Source organism: Nostoc sphaeroides, from assembly GCF_003443655.1.
Classification (GTDB): domain Bacteria; phylum Cyanobacteriota; class Cyanobacteriia; order Cyanobacteriales; family Nostocaceae; genus Nostoc; species Nostoc sphaeroides.
The window spans coordinates 4841541-4862859 of the sequence record NZ_CP031941.1; the positions used below are offsets into that span (position 1 = coordinate 4841541).

The window sequence follows — 21319 nt, forward strand, 5'->3', positions numbered from 1 at the left end:
TGTTTCCTACTTCTTATTGCCCATTACCCCAAAAGTCGTGTCGGAAAGCTTAAAAAAGAGAATAGGAAGTGGTGATTCCGACTTCTTATTCCCCACTCCCCACTCCCCATTCCCTACTCCCTATGTCAACAAATAAACCCCGTGATGTTCAAGTTTATCCAATAGCTACAGATACAAGAATACTGCGATCGCGCAGTTGGTCTAGGCTCAGATTTGAAATTGAATACGCTCTTGCTAAGGGTACAACTGCTAATTCTTATTTAATCGAAAGCGAAAAAACCGCCATAATTGACCCTCCAGGGGAAACGTTTACGGAAATTTATTTAGAAGCGTTGCAGCAACGTTTCCATTTTGAAGACTTAGATTATGTAATTTTGGGACACGTCAACCCCAACCGCGCTGCAACTTTAAAAGCTTTGTTAGAAATTGCCCCGCAAATAACTTTTGTTTGTTCTAATCCAGGGGCGATAAATCTACGTGCAGCGCTGGAAAATCCAGATTTGCAAATTCTTGTGATGCGGGGCGAAGAAACCCTAGATTTAGGCAACGGGCATAATTTACAATTTATTCCCACCCCCAATCCCCGCTATGCAGATCAACTTTGCACCTACGATCCGCAAACAGAAGTTTTGTACACAGATAAGTTATTTGGGGCGCATGTTTGCGGAGATCAGGTATTTGATGAAGGCTGGGAAGTATATAACGAAGATCGGCGCTATTATTTTGATTGCCTCATGGCTCCCCACGCCCGTCAAGTTGAAACAGCGCTGGAGAAATTAGCTGATTTCCCCGTGAGAATGTATGCCACTGGACACGGGCCTTTGGTACGCTATGGCTTAATTGACCTGACTAAAGCTTATCGCCAATGGAGTCAACAACAAACATCTGCTGACTTGACAGTAGCGTTGATTTATGCATCAGCTTATGGTAATACAGCCACATTAGCCCAAGCGATCGCTCGTGGCATTACAAAAGCTGGCGTTGCTGTAGAATCGATTAACTGTGAATTTACTGAACCAGAAGAAATCCGGGCGGCTGTAGAGAAAGCCGGTGGTTTCATCATCGGTTCTCCTACTCTCGGCGGTCATGCACCCACACCCGTGCAAACAGCTTTAGGAATTGTCCTATCCACCGCTACTAACAATAAACTCGCTGGTGCTTTTGGTTCCTTTGGCTGGAGTGGGGAAGCGGTTGATTTAATTGAAGGTAAATTGAAAGATGCTGGCTATCGGTTTGGTTTTGACACCATCCGCGTAAAATTCAAACCCGACGATACCACCTTACAATTGTGTGAAGAAGCCGGAACCGACTTTGCCCAAGCTTTGAAGAAAGCTAGAAAAGTGCGATCGCCAAGTCAACCTGCTACTAATGTAGAACAAGCAGTTGGTCGGATTGTCGGTTCTCTGTGTGTTCTCACAGCAAAAGAAGGCGATCGCTCTAGTGCCATGTTAGCCTCTTGGGTATCTCAAGCTAGCTTTAGTCCACCTGGTTTAACCATAGCTGTAGCTAAAGAGCGTGCAGTAGAAACACTGACGCATACAGGAAACAAATTTGTCCTTAATATTCTTAAAGAAGGGAATCACTTGGGCTTGATGAAGCACTTCCTCAAACCTTTTGGCCCGGGACAAGACCGATTTGCTGATGTCGCCACCGAAGAAGCTGAAAATGGTTCTCCTATACTTACAAATGCTCTAGCATATCTTGAATGTTCCGTACAAAACCGGATGGAATCTGGCGACCATTGGCTGGTTTATGCCACTGTCGAAAATGGCAAATTGTTAGATACTGATGGTGTTACAGCTGTGCATCATCGCAAGTCGGCAACTCATTATTAATTGGGAATGGGGCATTGGTTATTAATTTTTCTCCCTCACTCCCTCACCTCTACTTCATCGGTTCTGGTGGTAAACCAAGCTTGGTGCGAAATTCCTTATCGTATATTGCTTGCTCCCAATTTTTAGCAGATTTAACTTGCTCAGGAGTTAAGTTTTTTGCACCGCTGAGGTTGGAACTCATGAGGGAGGCTCCGTTTAGGTTGGCATTGTAGATGTAGGCAAAGCTGAGGTTGGCAAAGCTGAGGTTGGCACCACTGAGGTAAGCACCACTGAGGTTAGTCTTCTCAACGTTGATTCCCGATAAACTAAAATTTTCCTTTTTTAATCTTTCCAGAGCCAACACAACTACACCTGACTTTTCGCCTTGCCCGTCTTTCACTACTTGCCAAGCCTCAAAGATTGATTTTTCCCTACGTTCTCCAATTTCCAGCAGAAAAACCAACACAGCTATTAAAAAGCCAACCTTTTCTAATATCCGAAATACATCAGCCCCATCAACTAGGTTCGCCAAAGGTTCTAGCAGGCGTTTTTCTATCCACTCAAATGCTGATTTAACTACAACAATAAATTTATCTCGCCAAGTTTTACGCGGTGGTGGGATATACCGTCCAGTTCGTCTGAGGTGAAGTATATCTTCTTCTGAGGAAGGGCGGCGTTTCTTTGGTTTTGGTTTGAGATGCGATCGCCATTTTATCTTCAAAGTACCTTCCCCACAGCAATGACACTTAATTGCAGTATATTATTACTCTGCTGTACTTGTATTCACGTCTGCATAGCTAATCGGATATGATCTGGTCATGGAATTCGAGTGGGATAAATCAAAAGCAGCCGCAAATTTGAAGAAGCACGGTGTCAGCTTTGAAGAAGCCAAAACTGTCTTCGGCAATTCTTTGGCAGTCATCTTTGATGATGAAGCGCACTCTACAGATGAGCAGCGAGAAATCATTATTGGTCACTCTCAACAAAATCTCTTGCTGTTGATTTGTTTCACTGAGCGTTCCAATGCTATCCGTATCATCAGCGCCCGTCTAGCTACTCGAAAGGAACGTGAAGATTATGAACGAAACACCTTTTGAAAAATCACAAAATTCTGACGACGAGCTTCAGGCTGAGTATCGCTTCGATTATCAAAAGGCAAAGCCTAATCGCTTTGCTGCCCGTAGTGGAACGCAACAATTAACAGTTGTAGTATTAGATGAAGATGTGGCTCAGGTTTTCACCACACCAGAATCGGTCAACAAAGTGTTAAGGGCGTTAATTGAGTCAATGCCACAAGCAGCAAACAACGAGACAGCATAATAATCTCGTTGCATCGTAAGCCGTCTTATTCTAATAACCCAACGCTCTCTGTTAGAAATTATTACTATGACTTTACGTGAACTTGAAGATCAAGCACTGAGATTATCTGCCGAGGATCGTTGGCAGTTAATCAATACATTAATGCGATCGCTCCAACCAAAACTTCAGCCAACTTCAAAGCCGAAGGGTTTAGCTGCGAGTTTAATCGGTATTGCCAAGACTAACACATTGCCACCTACAGATGAAGAAGTGAAAGCAATGCTAGATGAGCGGTTGGTACAAAAGTATCTGTAATGCGAGTTTTATTTTGATACGAACGTTTTGCTATAGGAATCATATTTGATTTCTGAAAAAATCTCGGTAGTCTTGTAGTAGTGCGACACAGCTAAAATGATGCAATAATTTTTCTTGTGGTGTGGGCATCTTGCCCGCACTGGACGGGCGAGACGCCCATCCCACAAGAGGAAAGCTAATGCAGTATTTTAGCTGTGTCATGACACTACGTGTATTTCACGCAATCAAATACTAGTCCTATAGATGCTTTGCTAGCGCAAGCCGTCTTATCAAAGGTATAATTAACTCCAGCAATAGGTTGGGTTTCACTTCTTTCAACTCAACCTACGCAGGTTAAGGTTTTTATGGCTAACTGAACCGGAATAAAAAAAAGCTCAAGCATTTCTGCCTGAGCCTTTTCTAGATTAAACTAAATGACTTTCGCCTGAGTTTAGTAGCGACCACCGCCACCACCACGGTTGTAGCCACCGCCACCACCGCCACGATTACCACCGAAGGAACCACCTCCACCTCGGTCTTCTCTGGGCTTGGCCTTATTCACTTTAAGGTCACGACCCAGCCATTCAGCACCATCAAGCGCTTCAATGGCTTTGGTTTCTTCATCTTCTGAACTCATTTCCACGAAAGCAAAGCCGCGTAAACGGCCTGTTTCACGGTCAGTAGGTAGCTGAACACGCCTTACAGCACCATATTCTGCAAATACAGCACTCAGGGCATCTTGTGTAACTTCATAGGAGAGGTTACCAACGTAAATTGACATTAAATGTCTCCAAAATCGTAAGTTTGTAGAGATTTAGATTTCGGAGATAAGTCTGTAATACCAAAAGGGAAAAGCCTGTCAATACTAAAAACAAACACTGTCGCCGAATTAATTCTCATTTCACTTCCCATGATGACATAGCAACTAACTTTCTGGGGGAAATTTTCAAAACTGTTATAAAAATTTATATAGCAGTCCGCTTTGATTTTTGAAATTATTTGCGTAGAGAGGGAGTGGGGAGTGGGGAGTGGGGAGTAGGGAGTAGGGAGTAGGGAGTAGGGAGTGGGGAAGAAGCTAATCTATTCTATTTTCTAAATATTGCCCAATCATCAACTGCTCATCAGCACGAGAGATGATCGTTTGTCTGGTGCGGTATTTGCTGCCAATTAGCTTTAACTCTTCCTCAAATACTGAACCGTTGTATTCAGTTCGCAAACACAGTGCTTTCGGGTTGGAGAAATAATACTGGGCGGTGACTGGTTTGGATATGGCAAAACCGCGATCGCGATACAAAATGTTTCCCTTCACCCCAAATATGGTTGAACCTTGGGATTCTTTCTTTGTCTTTAGCACATCTGTACTTTCCCATACAACTACCGCACCACAGATTAAAATACCTGCATCAGACAAATCATGCATCTGAGCTAGCTTTTGCAATTCATCACAGCCCTGCTCTAAAAAATTGATCGTGACTATACTCTCGATCTCCTTAGTTTCTCCGGTAGGTAGGGTGTAGTAGCGTCGTTGCGATCGCCACTTCCCCTCTGATTCCTGGAAAAATTCCGAAATCTGGGATTCATCAGTCGTTTGTACAATTTTGAGCAATGATGTCACGCCTTACCTTCCTCACCTAATGCAAATATATTTCTGGCAAAAAAGTTCATTCTTGCTGTTGTTGCTATGGTACTTATCTCCCTGTTCTTGCCATATTACGCAAGGGGGCTAAGAGAAATAGTGTTTTCCAATACATTATAACTCTAAAAAAGCAATAAATATTTAATATTCTTAATAAAGAGGATAAACTACTATAAATACAAGTATTTATGCCAGAATAAAAAGTAATATGTAAAAATAAAGGTAATGATTGTAATACCGCTTATCTTAGGATATTGGGCAAAAAGTTTCATATCTTTAGAAAAACTCAGGTTTGTCCCATAGGTAGATTTCAGAAAACTAACAAATATTTATACTAAGTTTATAATTTATAATCTGCAAGAAGATTTTCTACCTCTGCGTCAGAAGTAGAGCGGCGAGAAGTTTTTGATTTTTATGGGAAGACAGTAATTTTTGATACAGAAACTTACTGTTAGACAGCTTACAAATTCTCGCCGTTTTTTGTTAATTAAATCTCTCAAAATCTCTCAAAATTACTTGGTAAAACACGGCTGTTTAACCCCAAAAGCTCCCCAATAAGAGAAAAATAAATGATTTTGGATATGAATAAGCCGCACAAGCAGGTGAAAATAACAGATTCGGTAGCCGCCAACCAGCTCATTAATATCCAGTTAAATTCAGTTGTGAAGACTGAGGTAACGATGGCTGGGGCGGGCTATGCCTACGCAGATTTAAAGAGTAGACTTCTTGCAAACAGCACCAGTGCAACAGGTGGAAAAGCTAAAAGAGAAAATTACTTATTTTCCTCCACCTCTGTAAGAAGTTTATTAATTTCTTGTTTGTTAGGTATAGGATTGCTGATGGGAAGTTGCGGCTCGTCGCCCAAAGAATCAGCAGATGCCCAATCTCAGAGTCCTGGTAGTAAAGAACGCACTGGTGCAACGCCTGTAGATGTGGCGATCGCTCGAACTGATTCGCTGCAAACACAACCAGAATATACAGGTAATACAACAGCCTTTCGGATTGTATCAGTGCGATCGCAGGTAGAAGCCCGGTTGTTGGCTTTGAACCTTGATGTGGGCGATACAGTAAAACTTGGACAGAACGTCGGGCAGTTAGATGATGCCATACTTTTGACCGAATTAAAGCAAGCAGAAGCAGAATTAGCAGCCCTCAAATCAGAAGTAGCTAGAGCAAGCAATCAAGTAAGCAATGCCCGTGCAAACGTTGAACGGTTGCGGCTAGAAGTGGTGCAAGCTCAGGCAGACTCACAACGGCAACAGAATCTATTCAAAGCTGGAGCGATCGCTGAACAAACTGCCCAGCAAGCACGTACCCAGGCAAAAACAGCAGCCCAGGCACTACGGGCAGCTCAAGAACAAGTCCGTACAGAACAGCAAGCCGTCGCTGCTGCTCAAGGTAGAGTAGTTGCCCAACAGGCATTGGTTGCCCAAACCAAAGAGCGCAGTTCTTACGCTCAACTGACATCCCCCATCAATGGCATAGTCACAGAAAAGGTGACAGAACCCGGCAACCTTCTGCAAGCAGGTAGCGAAGTCTTAAAAATTGGCGACTTTAACCGTGTCAAAGTCTTGGTGCAAGTTTCCGAATTAGAACTAGCACAAATTCAAGTTGGGCAGTCTGTACAAGTCCGCTTAGATGCCTTCCCCACCGAAACATTAATTGGCAGAGTTACGCGCATTTCCCCAGCTGCCGATGCCACAGCTCGGTTGATACCTGTAGAAGTAGTGATTCCCAACACTCAAGGGAAGATTGGTAGTGGATTGCTGGCGCGAGTCAATTTTGAAAACCAGACTCAACAGCGCGTAGTCGTGCCGCAAACAGCGATTCAGAAACAAGCAGGCACTAAGAACTCCAAGGGTACAGGGGAGACGCAAACAAATGTACAGCAGTCTTCCCCAGCTAACACATCTGGGATGGCAGAAGCAAATTCACAAGATCAAAGTGGGGAAATATTTGTAGTCATTGACACAGAAGGCAAAACCAAGGTAACAGCACGAGCCGTAATGTTGGGAAAAAGGGCTGATGGGAGAGTGGAAATTTTATCCGGTTTGCAAACGGGAGAGCGCTATGTTGTTCGTAGTGGTAAGCCGTTAAAAGAAGGTGACACTGTAAGTCTTTCAATTCTTTCAGAAAAGCAATAAGCTGATGCGCGTCTAAAGTATATAAACACTTTTGATGTCGTTAACTGTTGACTGTTGACTGTTAACCGTCATCAGTCATCAGTCATCAGTCATCAGTCATCAGTCAGCACTTATCACTTAGTATCATGCAACAGGCGAACAATAATAATGGCAATGGCGGATTTAGTCTTAGTGCGATCGCAATCCGCCAACACATTGGCACACTCATGCTCACCGTGGCAGTAATTGTCATTGGAGTATTTTTTCTCACAACGATCCAAGTCGATCTCCTACCGTCAATTACCTATCCACGAATTGGGGTTCGGCTAGAAGCCCCTGGCATTTCACCAGAAGTAGCAGTAGATGAAATCACCAGACCTTTAGAAGAAGCTTTACGGGCAACCGAGAATGTAGTGCAAGTTTTTTCCCGCACCCGTGAGGGACAAGTCAGCCTCGATTTATACTTCCAACCAGGGGGCGATATTGACCAAGCCCTAAACGATGCTACTGCTGCTTTTAACCGAAGTAGAGGACAACTGCCAGATACGATAGAGGAGCCGCGCTTATTTAAAGTTGATCCTTCCCAATTGCCGGTTTATGAATTGGCATTGACATCTGCTTCTTTGCCAGGTAAAGATTTACGCATATTTGCTGATGAAGAGTTAACGCGTGAACTCAGTGTCGTGCCGGGAGTCGCCTCTGTTGATGTATCTGGCGGTGCAGAGGAAGAAGTACGGGTGCTTGTTGACTTAAACCGATTGCAAGCCTTGGGTGTGGGGTTAAATGATGTCTTAGATGAATTAACAGCCCGTAACCAAGATACTTCTGGTGGTCGGATTCTGGGGCAAAATTCCGAACCATTGACTCGGACTGTAGGACGTTTCCAAAATGCCAAGGAAATTGAAAACCTTTCCTTGGAAGTTTCCTCCCCTGCCTCCCCTGCCTCCCCTGCCTCCCCTGCCTCCCCTGCACCTTCTCGCCGCGTTTATTTGCGAGACTTTGCGGAGGTAATTGATGATACAGAAGAGCAGCGACTATTTGTTTATCTCAACCGTCAGCCTGCGGTGAAATTTTCAATTCAAAAGCAGCCTGAAGCCAACACAATCACAGTTGTAGATGCTGTGAAGCGGCGAATTGAACAATTACGGCAATCGGGTTTAATTCCAGCAGACATGACTTTGAGTCCCACCACAGATGAATCTGTTTTCATCCGCAATTCTTTAAATGATGTCATCTTTTCAGGGATTTCTGGAGCATTGTTAGCAGCAGCAGCAGTGTTGTTATTTTTGGGATCATTCAGACAAACATTGATTATCAGTTTAACGATTCCGTTGTGTACTCTAGCAGCGATCGCTCTAATGAAAATCTTTGGCTTAACTTTAAATGTATTCAGTTTGGCAGGTCTGACATTAGGAGTCGGTCAAGCAATTGATACATCGGTTGTGATCCTAGAAAATATTTCCGAAAAAGCGGGGATGACTCCCAATCAGAAAGAGATGGAGGCAGAGGGGCAGAAGAAAAATTCAAAATTCTTTATTGACACTGCCATTAATGCTTCCCAAGAAGTAGAATCTGCTTTAGTTGCTGCTACAGGTGCTAACTTAGTTTCTGTAGTACCATTCCTGTTAATTGGCGGCTTTATTGCACTGCTATTTAATGAACTGATTCTGACAATTAGCTTCGCAGTCGCAGCCTCCCTTGTCGTCGCCATCACAGTAGTGCCGATGCTATCTTCTCGACTCTTGGGAATTCGCTGGTCTAGTCGGATCAGTGAATTTTGGCTGCTTAGACAATTTAATCACCGATTTGAAGATGCTACGCGGGGATACGCTAACTTCTTAACCAAGGTTTTGCGCTATCGACTCCTCGTCGTTATTGCTGCTTTGGTAATTTTAGGCGGCAGTAGCTTCTTTATGTTTGGTCAAATTCCCCAAGAAATTTTACCCCGCATCAGTACTGGTCAAGCTACCTTGAGAGCGCAGTTTCCTCCTGGTACACCTTTAGCAACTTCTGAGAAAGTTATGCAAATTGTCGATGACATTTTGCTCAAACAACCAGAAACTGAGTCTGCTTTCACAACTGTGGGTGGTTCTTTGTTTGGTAGCAATACTACAGAAAATCCTTTACGTGCCAGCAGCACTATCAATCTAAAACCAGGCACAGATGTCGAAGCCTTCGTCAAAAAAGTAACTCAGGAATTTAACAAACTCAACTTAGCAGGAATTCTGCTACGCCTCAATCCTGGTCAGGTGCGGGGTTTAATTTTGAGTAATTCTCCAGTGCAAGGGTCAGACGTTGACGTGATTCTGCAAGGTGAGAATGAAGAAAACTTAACGCAAGCAGGGGCGCAAGTGCTGCAAGCATTGCAAGAAAGGGCAAAATTAGCGACATTTCGACCAGATGCCGACCCCCGGCAACCAGAAATCCAAATTCGCCCCGATTGGGAAAGGGTTTCGGCTTTAGGGTTGAGCGCCGGGCAAATTGGTGCAACAGTTCAAACAGCAATTGAAGGTTCAGTTCCGACGCAAATTCAACGCGGTAATCGTTTAGTTGATGTGCGGGTGCAGCTAAATAAAGAAGCAATTGCGCGTCCTTCCCAGCTAGAGCAATTACCGCTATTTACAGAAAATAATCAACTAATCCGGCTTTCAGATGTTGCGAACATTCAAGAAGGTCAAGCGCCTGGTGAGGTGCAACGAATTAATCAGCGTCAAGCTTTTATTGTGGCAGGTAATCTCAGCGAGGGAGCTAGTCTTGGTGAAGCGATCGCAGAAGTCAACCAAGTACTCCAAGATGTAGACTTACCTGATGGCGTTTCAATTGTACCTAGTTCTGCCCAAGAAACGAATCAGCAACTTCAGGATGCTTTAAAAACTTTGGGGGCGTTGGCGGTGTTCTTAATCTTTGTAGTAATGGCGGTGCAATACAATTCGCTGATTGACCCCTTGGTAATTATCTTCACCGTACCACTGGCGTTAGCTGGGGGAATTTTTGGACTTTACATTACCCAAACTGCAATTGGCGCAACTGTAATTGTTGGTGTCGTGCTGCTGGTGGGAATTGTAGTGAACGCAGGGATTTTAATGGTAGAACTGGCGAACCAAATTCGGGAAGAAGTTGATTGTACTCGCCAAATTGCGATCGTGAAAGCTGCTCCTCAACGCTTGCGCCCAATTATCATGACTACAGTCACCACTATCTTGGGACTGTTCCCGTTAGCATTGGGCATTGGCGAAGGTTCTGAGTTTTTGCAGCCTTTAGGGATTGTAGTTTTCTTTGGGATGGCGATCGCTACAATGCTGACATTGTTTATCATCCCCTGTTTTTATATTCTGCTACACGATTTGCTAGGTGGGAATTGGGCGAAGCCAGTATTAATTTGGTTGCGTGGATTTACGAAAAAATTCATTTGAATCCCTCATAAGCTAAAACACATCTAATTTGCAGATGAAAATTTTCTCAATATCTTGTGGGGTGGGCATCTTGCCCGCCCTGATGCGAGCAACTTGAATGCTGATTAGCTTAGGATTAAATTTTTCAACACGTTCTACGCTGGAATTTAAATTAACGTGATTTGCCAACAAAAAAAACTTGTTGGTAGATCGCGTTAACTCAGCTTTTTCAAATTCACATATTGTCTAATCTGTCAACGTATAAGTTCTAATTTAGATTTTTTATAAAGATTGGGTAAGATTACTAGTTATTTTGATAAAGCATTACAAGAATTGTTTTATAAATCAATCTATGATTAAAAGGGAACAGGGAACAGGGAACGGGCAACAGGCAACAGGGAAATCCCCATAATTAAAATCAGGGGATTTGTACAAGGACGCATTGAAACATCGTGGCTTACGCCATCTCGTTTCAAATATTTTTATCTCTTTTCATAAATAAATTTAGGGGCTTTCAACCCTATATTCGGGGCTAATTTTTTTTCTGTTCCCTGTCCCCTGTTCCCTGTTCCCTGTTCCCGCCCCGAAGGGGCTTGGTAAATATAAACTCACTCAGCAAGCACACATTAACCGCTATTTATCTAGCAGTTAGATGGCGATTTAAAAGCGGGTTTTTGCTGTTTAATTTAATTCACGCGGTATAGTATTCTCTCAATCAGTATAAACAGGACAGAAATATGACTACAATAACAACAAAAATAGCCTTATCTGTTCTAGGAGCAGTAGGAATTAGTTTTTTGTCTTTGACACCAGCGAGAGCCTTCATCTTGGTAGAACCCATCGTGACAACTCAAAATGAAGACATACTCGAAACGAAAAACCCAAGAACACTTGGGCCAGAGTTTCAACCAGGGCAAGTAATAGAATATGGTGTCTCAGATGTAGCTAATAACTTTCTAAATGCTACTGGGTACGATATAGAAAGCTTGGTCTTTGATTTAAAAACGCTGTCCTATAGTAATCCAGATTCTACTCCCGTATTTAATAATGAGCCGGTGCAGTGGGGAGATGTTAATGGAGATGGCAAGATTGGTTACTCTAATAACTCTGATCTAAAGGATATTTTTAGAGACATTACCATAAAAGATAACATCATCACTTTTAGTGGTGGCGTAATCCCAAACGGAACCCTGTTTTACAATCCATTCGCTACCAACCCCAATGTATCGCCAGGTGCTGGAATCATTCCACCAGTGCCAGCAGAGCAAGTGGATAAAGATGGGCCAATCAGAGTGGCTAGTTATTACACCGCTGTTCCTGAATCAACTAATGTTTTGGGTGTACTAGTTTTTGGCGCTTTAGGTGTAGCTTTCAAAGTAAAGCGATCGCTTCACTGTTAAAGCTCTCACTCAGCAATTAATTCACGATACACCGCCAGTGTTTCCTGATGGACGCGGGCAACACTCAGCCACTCTAGGTTGTGATTTGCCCGTTGTTTCCATTCGTGCAACATATCGGCATTACTCAGTAATTTTACTAAAACTCCAGCCAAAGCATTACTATCTTTTACTGGCACTAAAAGCCCTGCTTCCCCATTGTCCAAAGCTTCAGGAATCCCGTCTACTTGAGTGCCAACGATCGCAGTTCCCGCTTCCCTAGCTTCCGAAAGCACCAACGGGCAAGGATCGCGGTGGGAAGCTAGCACAAATATGTCACAAGATATCAGATAGCGTTGAGGTTCCGCCTGGAAACCTTCAAAATGAATACGTTCTTTTACAGAAGTTGCTTGTGCCTGTGCCTCAAATAGCTGTTTATCAGGGCCATTTCCTACCAAATAAAGATGCGCTTGGGGAAAATCTGAGGCGATTTGTTCAAAAGCAGCGATTAACTCAGCGATTCCCTTGCGTTGATACATTCCGGCTACAGTTGCGATCGCTGGACGTTGTAATGGTAAAGGTTGATAATCTTGTATTTGTCGTGTGCGGGGACTGCCCAAAGTTCCATTACATACTATCCGCAGCTTTTTTTCTGAAATACCACGCCTTTCCATAGAATCTCGCACAGCCTTACTGACAGCAATTACCCTGTCAGCTAAACCCATCAACAAACTAGAACGCTGAAATTCATTGTGGACTGTGGAAACTAAAGCATATTTATGCCCTTTAAAAATGCGGGCTAGGATAACTCCCGTCATCATGTGGGCGTGAACAATATCCGGCTGAAATTCTGCTGCGATCGCTCTATAACGTACAGCCGCTTTGATAATACTTATCGGTTTTCTAGTTTGGTCTAGTTGGTAATGTTTAACACCATATATATTTAGTAATTTCTCATATTCACCACCAGCAGAAATCACCGCTACCTCATAACCAGATTTTGCCTGTAAACAAGCCAAATCCACAGCTACATTTACAATACCGTTACCTATTTCTTGAACGTGGTTCAAAATATGGATGATTCGCATAATCTTTGAGATATGTATAAAAAATAAAGATAAGTAACTGAGTATAAATCAACATAATTATTGAGGTCTTCAACGACAACTCAAAAGTAGTCAGTAGTGCGTATAATTGACACTACTTACTGATCGCTATAGCGGTGTGCAGTTCAGTGAGATACAAAAAAAATGCTGGAATGATTTGACAGCAAGGACTTTGGTGTTCTCATCCAATCGATAACCGCTATAGCACTTATAATCAGTCACTTAGCCTTAAAGACTTATTCTGTAACGGCTCAATAAATCGGGGTAAAACTCTAAAATTCTCCAGACTAAATCTGCTATTTCAGTTGCTACAGCCTTCTTTGCTATTCCCCAATACGATCAACCAGCATGAGCCAATACCCTGACATCGGACTCTAGGGCAGCACAGCACATATATAAATATTATTCAATACATCGCCAAAACAGAGAATAAAAGTCTAGTGAACGCGAGTGCGTCTCGTAGAAGGGACTACGCAAACACTACAAACTCAATTTTTATCACTGATTTAAGTGATTTAAGGATTTCACGGAATGAAGAATATGACAGTAAATGAAAGGGTTTAATACCTCAATAAGACAGGTAGCAAGTTTTGCGTTGGGGTTACAATCCGCAGACGCTCTCTACGAGACGCTACGCGTAGCTTGCTTAAGAGTAAGGGTACGCGGACTCGCTAACGCAACTCTACAAGACGCTGCGCGAACGCTAATGCAAAACAAAATTCACGTTAGCGTAGCCCATTACGAATTGCGAATTACGAATCACGAATTATTTAATCTGGGTGTTTTGCTAGGTATCATAAATTACGACTCAATCAACACAAGTTTGCGAATCTGAGAATTGTTTCCCTGAGAGCGGCGTGATGAGGCAGCAGTTAGCAAAAACTTCCAAGACTGAGGAGAAATTATAGAAGGATCTATCATTGAAAGGAAACTCTTGATATTTTTTTGTTTCAATGCTACTAAAACCCAATGAAGTTTCAGGTAATTTTTTATATCCTGAAAAAGAGGAATTTTGGAGCGATGTTGCTCATTTACCAAGGCGTAAATTTTTTCCTTCATCAAAATATTTGTAGCTAACCGTCGAGACAAAGAAAACTTTTGATTATACGCACCTGGCCAGACAGTGCGGTAAGCAAGACACTGATTAAGGAAAATAGCATCGCCAAACTGGGCAATCCGAATCCACGAATCGATATCATCACAGTTAGCATCGAGTGTAGAGTCCCAACCACCAGTTTGCAGAAAAGCATCACGTCGCGAAGCTACTTGTACAGGCGTGCCAAATGGTACAAGCTCTAATAGCATACCGTAATGAATATCGGCTTGGGGGATATAAAAAGCTAAACCGGGGCCAACTTGGGGGGTGCGACTAAGTTCAACTTCATTACCATCCACCTGAGCCGCCACACAAGAGCAGATTACAGCATCGGGACGAAGTGCGATCGCCTTAATCATCTCTTCTATGCAGTTAGGTGCTAAATAGTCGTCATCATCTAAAAATTTAATCCAGTCGCCGCTAGCTTTGGCAACTCCAGCATTTACCGTTGCTGCATGGCCAAGGTTCACTTCGTTACAATGGTAAACAACCTTGTCCCCTAAGCTTTTAATATAGGTTTGCGTATCGTCAGAAGAACAGTCATCGGCAACAACCACCTCGCACTCAATGGTTTGGTTACGAGCCGAATCAATTGCTCTTTGCAGCAAATTCAAGCGATTATAGGTACTGATGACGACGCTAAATTTCATAAATTTCACCCCTGTGTGACGGCATTCTGCAATATAGCTTTGAACTTTAGGCTGTTGTATCAGTAAAATTATCAATACTAACAAGTAGACTGAAATAGGATTATCGATTTATCATTGATGATCGTGAGATTTTTTTAAGCAGACACCAAAGACTATGAACGCTCAAGAGATTATCCGCTCGATTGAAGCGGAACACCTAAAATCGAATCTGCCCGACATTTATGTGGGCGACACCGTAAAAGTCGGAGTCAAAATCAAGGAAGGCGAAAAGTACCGTGTACAACCCTACGAGGGAGTAGTGATTGCCAAACGCAATGGTGGCATCAACGAAACGATTACAGTCCGTAAGGTTTTTCAAGGTGTGGGTGTTGAGCGGGTGTTTTTGTTGCATTCTCCCCGGATTGACAGCATCAAAGTATTACGTCGTGGTAAGGTACGCCGTGCTAAACTGTATTATCTCCGCGATCGCGTAGGTAAGGCAACCCGGATCAAGCAACGGTTTGACCGCCCTTTGTGATTCGTCCTTCAATAGTATGAGAGAAATCTTAAGCGGCATCTGCCGCTAACTTGTTTTATCAAGGAAATTGAGGTATGATAAAAATCGCGTGTTGCGTTAAACTGAAAACATTAGTTAAGCGCAATAACTGAATCAAAAACAGCTTGTGCGCTCTTAGTTCAGTTGGTAGAACGCAGGTCTCCAAAACCTGATGTCGGGGGTTCAAGTCCTCCAGGGCGCGCTCAAGAGCAAAAAACAAAGCCCGAAATAATTACGCAACTGCTATATTAGCAGTTAGCGTTAATAATTTCGGGTAAACTTATTGTATTTGTAGTTGTTTTGCTTTCAGTAAGCGAAATAAAGTCGAAACTGCAAACGTGGATGAACAAATTTTAGATTTTAAATTTTAAATTTTGGATTGACAAAAAATCAAATGCACAACCCAAAATCTGAAGTTGAGTGCCTTTGTCTTAAAGCATGAGGTAAATCTAAAATCCAAAATCGTTCGACTGAGCGTAGTCGAAGTCCCAAATCCAAAATTGAGTGACAAACGGGAGAATTAAGGGTCGTGGCCAAAAAAAGTGAAGCAGAATTGCCAGAAACCACAAATGGGTTTAGCTTTAACAACTTCATACAGGGAACCAAAGAAGAACTTGAAAAAGTAGTTTGGCCCAGTCGGAAACAGATAGTGAGCGAATCCGCCGCTGTGTTGTTAATGGTTGCACTCTCCGCATCTTTGATATACTTGGTCGATGGATTGTTTGGTTGGGCAGCAAAACAGGTGTTCTGATGACTTTTGCAACAGAGGAACCTCGCAACTCCACGTTCCAGTCGGAGGAAACAGCAGAAACAGCAGAAACAGCGTCAAAAGAAGCACGCTGGTACGCAGTGCAAGTAGCCTCAGGCTGTGAAAAGCGTGTAAAGACTAACTTAGAGCAACGCATTCAAACTTTTGATGTAGCCGACAAAATTGTTCAGGTAGAAATTCCACAAACGCCGGCGGTGAAAATCCGCAAAGATGGCAGTCGCCAGCATACAGAAGAAAAAGTTTTCCCTGGCTATGTGCTGGTGCGGATGATGATGGATGATGATACCTGGCAGGTGGTACGAAACACCTCTCATGTTATTAACTTTGTCGGTGCAGAACAAAAACGTGGTAGCAGTAAGGGTCGCGGTCATGTGAACCCCATACCACTGAGTTCTTCAGAAGTCGAACGCATATTCAAACAAACCAGCGAACAAGAGCCAGTTCTCAAAATTGACATGGCTACTGGTGATAAGATAATGGTGCTTTCTGGCCCATTTAAAGATTTTGAAGGCGAGGTAATTGAAGTTTCTCCAGAACGGAGTAAACTTAAAGCCTTGCTCTCAATTTTCGGCAGGGATACACCAGTAGAACTGGAATTTAATCAGGTAGAGAAACAGAGTTAAATACAAATGGCGAAGAAAGTAGTGGCGGTCATTAAACTGGCCCTGAATGCTGGAAAAGCCAACCCAGCACCGCCAGTTGGGCCCGCGCTGGGTCAACATGGCGTTAACATCATGATGTTCTGCAAAGAGTACAACGCCAAAACAGCAGACCAAGCTGGAATGGTGATACCTGTAGAAATCTCGGTTTTTGAAGACCGGAGTTTTACATTTGTCCTCAAAACGCCACCAGCATCAGTGTTGATTCGGAAGGCGGCGAAGGTTGAAAAAGGCTCGAATGAACCCAACAAAAAGAAGGTTGGGTCAATTAGCAAAGCCCAATTGCAAGAAATAGCCCAAACGAAACTCCCCGACCTTAATGCCAACGACATAGACGCGGCAATGAAGATTGTGGCAGGAACGGCTAAAAATATGGGTGTAACAATCACAGACTAAAAAAGTTATGAGTTATGAGTTATGAGTTTTAAATTAGTAACTCCTCATTCCTTACTCCTAACTTGCTACTCCAAAATCTAAAATCCAAAATTGTATCGGGGGAGAGGCGAGGCTTCGGAATTACCCCAGGAGAGAAAAATGGCAAAAATATCGCGTCGTTTGCAAGGACTGCAAGCAAAAGTAGAAGATAAGGACTATCATCCTTTAGAGGCTTTAGCCCTTCTCAAAGAGACAGCAACAGCTAAATTTACCGAAGCTGCGGAAGCGCATGTCCGGCTGGGAATTGACCCTAAGTATACAGACCAACAGTTGCGGACAACGGTAGCACTGCCCAAAGGTACTGGACAAATCGTCCGGGTGGCGGTGATTGCTAGAGGCGAAAAGGTCAACGAAGCAAGCAACGCTGGTGCTGATATAGTCGGTTCAGAAGAACTGATTGACGAAATCCAGAAAGGTAGAATGGATTTTGATAAGCTGATTGCCACACCCGATGTGATGCCACAGGTGGCAAAGCTGGGTAAGTTGCTTGGGCCGCGTGGTTTGATGCCATCGCCCAAAGGTGGAACCGTAACATTTGATTTAGGAAGTGCGATCGCAGAATTCAAAGCTGGTAAATTAGAATTCCGAGCTGACCGAACTGGCATTGTCCATGTTATGTTTGGTAAGACAACATTCTCGCCTGAAGATTTGTTAGTCAACCTGAAGGCATTGCAGGAGACGATTGACCGTAACCGTCCTTCAGGGGCTAAAGGTCGTTATTGGCGCACATTTTATGTGTCAGCCACAATGGGGCCATCGATTAAAATTGATGTCACCGCCCTACGAGATTTGAAACTGAGCGAAGCTGGTTAACTAAGAGTTAGGAGTTAGGAGTTATGAGTTAGGAGTTATGAGTTAGGAATTAAGAGAGTTATAAGTTATAAGTTTTATTTTTAACTCCTCACTCCTCACTCCTCACTTTTAACTCCTCACTTCTAACTTTAAATTAAATAGGCAAAGCCGGAGACAGCAGGTGCTAATAGCTTAAATATCCTGCCGAGGTTAAAACTCTAATAGTCAGAATTACCACCCATAAAAAAAGGTGTGATAACTATGGCGTCAAGAGTCTTAATACTCGACCCCGGCTAGATTAGCTGGGGTTTGTTGTTTGGGTTCAGGTTTAGAAGAAACGTACAAGTAGGGCACTTCACCGATTATTTTAAGGAGGTGAGATTGGAATGGGTAGAACACTAGAAAATAAAAAAGAGATAGTAGCTGACCTCAAAGAAACTTTGAGTCAGTCAACTCTGGCACTGGTAATTGACTATCAGGGGCTAACAGTTTCTGAAATCACAGACTTACGGCGGCGGCTGCGTCCTAGTGGCACTGTTTGTAAAGTGACGAAGAACACTCTAATGGGTATTGCCATTAAAGATGATGAAAAATGGCAGCCTTTGTCGGAATTGCTCAACGGTTCTTCCGCCTTTTTGCTGGTAAAAGAAGATTTTTCATCGGCAATTAAGGCTTACCAAGAATTTCAAAAAGTCAGCAAGAAGACAGAACTTCGTGGTGGTGTACTGGAAGGTCGCCTACTCAAAGAACCTGATGTCAAGGTACTAGGAGACTTGCCATCTAAGGAACAACTCATCGCCCAAATTGCTGGGGCTATCAACGCCTTGGCTACCAAGATTGCTGTGGGTATTAATGAAGTTCCTGGTTCACTGGCTCGCGCTTTGCAGGCTGTGTCTGAACAAGAGCAAAGTGGTGGTAGCACCGAAAGTGCTGCTGTTGCTGATAGCAGCACCGAAGCCGAAGCTGTTGCTGATAGCAGCACAGAAAGTGCTGCTGAATAGACTTCGTGGTTCATCAGTCAACAGTCAAAAGCTAATGACCAATGACTAATGACTAATGACTAATAAATAATCAATCAAAATTACAGGAGTTATATCAATGTCTGCTGCAACCGATAACATTTTAGAAGAACTAAAAAAACTGTCTTTGCTGGAAGCTTCTGAGTTAGTTAAGCAAATTGAAGAAGCTTTTGGCGTGAGTGCTGCTGCACCTGTTGGCGTAGCGTTTGCAGGCCCTGGTCCTACTGCTCCTGCTGAGGAAGCTGTTGAGCAAACCGAGTTTGAAGTGATTCTCGAATCTGTCCCAGCTGATAAGAAGATTGCCGTACTGAAGATTGTCCGGGAATTGACCGGCTTGGGTCTGAAAGAAGCTAAAGACTTGGTAGAAGCTGCGCCCAAGGCTGTTAAAGAAGGTATTGCTAAGGATGCTGCTGAAGATGCTAAGAAGCGCATCGAAGAAGCTGGCGGTAAGGTGACTGTTAAGTAGTCACAATTCTATTACCAGTTTTTTATTAAGGAGCCTAAATTAGGCTCCTTTTTTGGGATTTTTCTTCAATGTCAACTGCATAGCATTCGGTCAATCCTCGCCAAAATCTTCGCACTCTCCGCATCTAGTATGGCGATCGCAGCTACTATAGCGCTTCTCATTTGGATGCAATACATTTTGACCTCTCTCCTAAAAGGAGAGAGGCTTTGATGCTTACTCCCCTTCCCTCTCTTCGAGACGCTGCGCGAACGTAGGGAAGGGGCTGGGGGTTAGGTCTGTATTTCACGCAATTGAGAACCGCTATATATTTCTATACCTGTTCATATAGCGTTTCTCAATCTAGTGAGGTACGTTTTTAAAGCTAGTTGTTTTGATATAAAAGGTTCGTCTGTACTTCAGTAGCCTGGAAAACGCTATAAGCAGTAATAAAATCATCCCGTGATATAGCGGTTCCCGACCTGGTGAGGTACGTTTTCAAAGCTACTAACCTTGGTAAACAAGATTTTGGTGTACCTCAGTTACTTGAAAAACGCTATAACAGGTTAAGCTTTGTGACATGTATGTAGCTTATAAACGGTTGTTAGAGGTAATGTTAGTTTATTACAAAATCAAGGCAGTAATTTTTCACTATCAACTATGAAGACTATAAGTAAGGTAATTGCTTGTACTACAGCTTTAACATTAAGTATTGCACCTAACTGCCTTGCTAGTACTTTCACTCCAGTTAATTGGACAATATCTGGACCAGGAACAACTAATACCCAACAAGTCAATCTAGATGAATATAATTTAAGTTATGATCTACCTGGTACAGAAGGTTTTTATACAAACACTTGGACAATTTCGACAGTAGCAAATACTGATGGTAATTATAATTTTGACTGGAACTATACAGGTTTCCATTCTTACTTCCAAGTAACAGCCTTCCTCAATACTTTTAATCCAAACACAACTTTATACAGCGCTGGTCCGATCAACTGCTGTAGTTCCCCATCTGCTGGATTTAATGAATCTGGTAGTTATACTTTTAGCAATATTTCTGCTGGTCAGACATTTGGCTTTACAATCGGTGGTAGTCATTTTGATTCTGCACTTAGACTTGAAGGAAATTTAAATTTAAAACAAATTGCCGGTCCAGTTTCTGTTCCCGAACATAATTCTATCCTTCCTCTGATTACTCTGGGATTATTTGGAGTTTATAGCACTTTAAGAAAAAAAGAGCTACAAACTAAATTAACTAGAGTTTAGCTTGGTTTTATCTAAGTCTAAACCTCGTCCATTTTGAAACCTGGAGTTTTTAAGGAGAGTGTATTATTCGGTTGTGGCTTGAGTTCTCAGCTTTAACCTAATTCTAGAAAACTACGGTTTTCAAGGTAGACGCGGTTTAGTTTTTAAATGCTCAATTTTATCAACAGAGCATTTCGATTTCAGTACCAAGGCAAACATAGTGACTATTTTATCCTTGTATCACGGTTTTATACTTAATTAATCTCCACACTTAAATTTGAATTGATAATGTATCAAAAAATGTCTTACATGAGGTCATGTAAGACATTTTTTATTGCTTGTGAGAAATCCGGGCCATGTCTAAAGCCAGGAACTTCCACGGCGCGAGGACTTTGGTGAGGAACAAGTTGTTCTTTTGCTAGACGTTGGTACTCATGAGGATGTTTATTAGCTCAATACAAGTAAAATCGCTAATTTTCTCGCAACTGTCTCAAAAGAAAAGCGATGTCTACGACGGGCTGCGCCTACGCTCATGTATGATATTTAATGAGCGGGCGATGCCTACGGCGGGCTGCGCCTACGCACTCCAGAAACGCAGGGCTTCCCAACACTGCCGGTGATGTGAGTTAAA

General features: G+C 42.8%; 20 protein-coding genes, 1 tRNA gene and 1 other annotated feature. Of the genes, 16 read left to right on the forward strand and 5 right to left on the reverse strand.

Going from position 1 to position 21319, the window contains the following annotated elements; all coding sequences use genetic code 11:
• Positions 1 to 122: 122 nt before the first annotated feature.
• On the forward strand, positions 123 to 1835 hold the full coding sequence (locus D1367_RS21560; protein WP_118171613.1) for a diflavin flavoprotein: 1713 nt from the start codon (positions 123 to 125) through the stop codon (positions 1833 to 1835).
• A 49-nt stretch (positions 1836 to 1884) separates the two neighbouring features.
• On the opposite strand, the gene D1367_RS21565 is transcribed toward D1367_RS21560, so the two are convergent.
• The gene (locus D1367_RS21565) at positions 1885 to 2535 is read right to left on the reverse strand and encodes a pentapeptide repeat-containing protein (protein ID WP_228674783.1); all 651 of its coding nucleotides are present in this window, start codon (positions 2533 to 2535) and stop codon (positions 1885 to 1887) included.
• 97 nt (positions 2536 to 2632) lie between these two features.
• On the opposite strand from D1367_RS21565, the gene D1367_RS21570 reads away from it, so the two are divergent.
• From D1367_RS21570 to D1367_RS21580, 3 genes are all read left to right on the forward strand, one after another.
• Complete coding sequence (locus D1367_RS21570) at positions 2633 to 2911, forward strand: BrnT family toxin (RefSeq protein WP_181984916.1); 279 nt, start codon at positions 2633 to 2635, stop codon at positions 2909 to 2911.
• Positions 2892 to 3134 (forward strand): hypothetical protein, encoded by a 243-nt coding sequence (locus D1367_RS21575; protein WP_118168178.1) that lies wholly within the window; start codon positions 2892 to 2894, stop codon positions 3132 to 3134. The genes D1367_RS21570 and D1367_RS21575 overlap by 20 nt, the downstream gene beginning before the upstream one ends.
• 66 nt (positions 3135 to 3200) lie before the next feature.
• On the forward strand, positions 3201 to 3428 hold the full coding sequence (locus D1367_RS21580) for a hypothetical protein (RefSeq protein WP_118168179.1): 228 nt from the start codon (positions 3201 to 3203) through the stop codon (positions 3426 to 3428).
• Between the two features lie 430 nt (positions 3429 to 3858).
• On the opposite strand, the gene D1367_RS21585 is transcribed toward D1367_RS21580, so the two are convergent.
• Positions 3859 to 4188 (reverse strand): RNA recognition motif domain-containing protein, encoded by a 330-nt coding sequence (locus D1367_RS21585; RefSeq protein ID WP_118168180.1) that lies wholly within the window; start codon positions 4186 to 4188, stop codon positions 3859 to 3861.
• A 294-nt stretch (positions 4189 to 4482) separates the two neighbouring features.
• Complete coding sequence (locus D1367_RS21590) at positions 4483 to 5022, reverse strand: phycobiliprotein lyase (RefSeq protein WP_118168181.1); 540 nt, start codon at positions 5020 to 5022, stop codon at positions 4483 to 4485.
• Positions 5023 to 5882: 860 nt separating this feature from the next.
• Between D1367_RS21590 and D1367_RS21595 the strand changes: the two genes are divergently transcribed.
• The 3 genes from D1367_RS21595 (at position 5883) to D1367_RS21605 (ending at position 11958) form a co-directional block, all read left to right on the forward strand.
• Positions 5883 to 7187, forward strand: coding sequence for an efflux RND transporter periplasmic adaptor subunit (locus D1367_RS21595; RefSeq protein WP_420819814.1), 1305 nt, complete (start codon positions 5883 to 5885; stop codon positions 7185 to 7187).
• A gap of 125 nt (positions 7188 to 7312) precedes the next feature.
• Positions 7313 to 10579, forward strand: a complete 3267-nt coding sequence (locus tag D1367_RS21600; protein WP_118168182.1) for an efflux RND transporter permease subunit — start codon at positions 7313 to 7315, stop codon at positions 10577 to 10579.
• Between the two features lie 716 nt (positions 10580 to 11295).
• Positions 11296 to 11958, forward strand: coding sequence for a hypothetical protein (locus tag D1367_RS21605; RefSeq protein WP_118168183.1), 663 nt, complete (start codon positions 11296 to 11298; stop codon positions 11956 to 11958).
• A gap of 5 nt (positions 11959 to 11963) precedes the next feature.
• Here D1367_RS21605 and D1367_RS21610 read toward each other — a convergent pair whose 3' ends face one another.
• Together D1367_RS21610 and D1367_RS21615 are read right to left on the reverse strand one after the other, a co-directional pair.
• Positions 11964 to 13022, reverse strand: coding sequence for a glycosyltransferase (locus D1367_RS21610; RefSeq protein WP_118168184.1), 1059 nt, complete (start codon positions 13020 to 13022; stop codon positions 11964 to 11966).
• Positions 13023 to 13841: 819 nt separating this feature from the next.
• Positions 13842 to 14786, reverse strand: coding sequence for a glycosyltransferase family 2 protein (locus tag D1367_RS21615; RefSeq protein WP_118168185.1), 945 nt, complete (start codon positions 14784 to 14786; stop codon positions 13842 to 13844).
• 154 nt (positions 14787 to 14940) lie between these two features.
• Between D1367_RS21615 and rplS the strand changes: the two genes are divergently transcribed.
• The 9 genes from rplS (at position 14941) to D1367_RS21660 (ending at position 20709) form a co-directional block, all read left to right on the forward strand.
• Positions 14941 to 15303, forward strand: a complete 363-nt coding sequence (rplS, locus tag D1367_RS21620) for a 50S ribosomal protein L19 (protein WP_118168186.1) — start codon at positions 14941 to 14943, stop codon at positions 15301 to 15303.
• A 147-nt stretch (positions 15304 to 15450) separates the two neighbouring features.
• Positions 15451 to 15523 (forward strand) — tRNA-Trp (locus D1367_RS21625).
• Positions 15524 to 15850: 327 nt separating this feature from the next.
• Positions 15851 to 16072: a preprotein translocase subunit SecE gene (gene secE, locus D1367_RS21630; RefSeq protein WP_118168187.1), complete on the forward strand. Its 222-nt coding sequence runs from the start codon at positions 15851 to 15853 to the stop codon at positions 16070 to 16072.
• Positions 16072 to 16713, forward strand: a complete 642-nt coding sequence (gene nusG / locus D1367_RS21635) for a transcription termination/antitermination protein NusG (RefSeq protein WP_118168188.1) — start codon at positions 16072 to 16074, stop codon at positions 16711 to 16713. The genes secE and nusG overlap by 1 nt, the downstream gene beginning before the upstream one ends.
• A 6-nt stretch (positions 16714 to 16719) precedes the next feature.
• Positions 16720 to 17145, forward strand: coding sequence for a 50S ribosomal protein L11 (gene rplK / locus D1367_RS21640; RefSeq protein WP_100898684.1), 426 nt, complete (start codon positions 16720 to 16722; stop codon positions 17143 to 17145).
• Between the two features lie 138 nt (positions 17146 to 17283).
• Positions 17284 to 17997 (forward strand): 50S ribosomal protein L1, encoded by a 714-nt coding sequence (rplA, locus tag D1367_RS21645; protein ID WP_109009994.1) that lies wholly within the window; start codon positions 17284 to 17286, stop codon positions 17995 to 17997.
• Positions 17998 to 18126: 129 nt separating this feature from the next.
• Positions 18127 to 18299, forward strand: a sequence feature (ribosomal protein L10 leader region).
• A gap of 63 nt (positions 18300 to 18362) precedes the next feature.
• Positions 18363 to 18977 (forward strand): 50S ribosomal protein L10, encoded by a 615-nt coding sequence (gene rplJ / locus D1367_RS21650; protein ID WP_118168189.1) that lies wholly within the window; start codon positions 18363 to 18365, stop codon positions 18975 to 18977.
• Between the two features lie 97 nt (positions 18978 to 19074).
• Positions 19075 to 19461 (forward strand): 50S ribosomal protein L7/L12, encoded by a 387-nt coding sequence (rplL, locus tag D1367_RS21655; protein WP_118168190.1) that lies wholly within the window; start codon positions 19075 to 19077, stop codon positions 19459 to 19461.
• Between the two features lie 636 nt (positions 19462 to 20097).
• On the forward strand, positions 20098 to 20709 hold the full coding sequence (locus D1367_RS21660) for a hypothetical protein (protein WP_118168191.1): 612 nt from the start codon (positions 20098 to 20100) through the stop codon (positions 20707 to 20709).
• Positions 20710 to 21319: the final 610 nt, after the last annotated feature.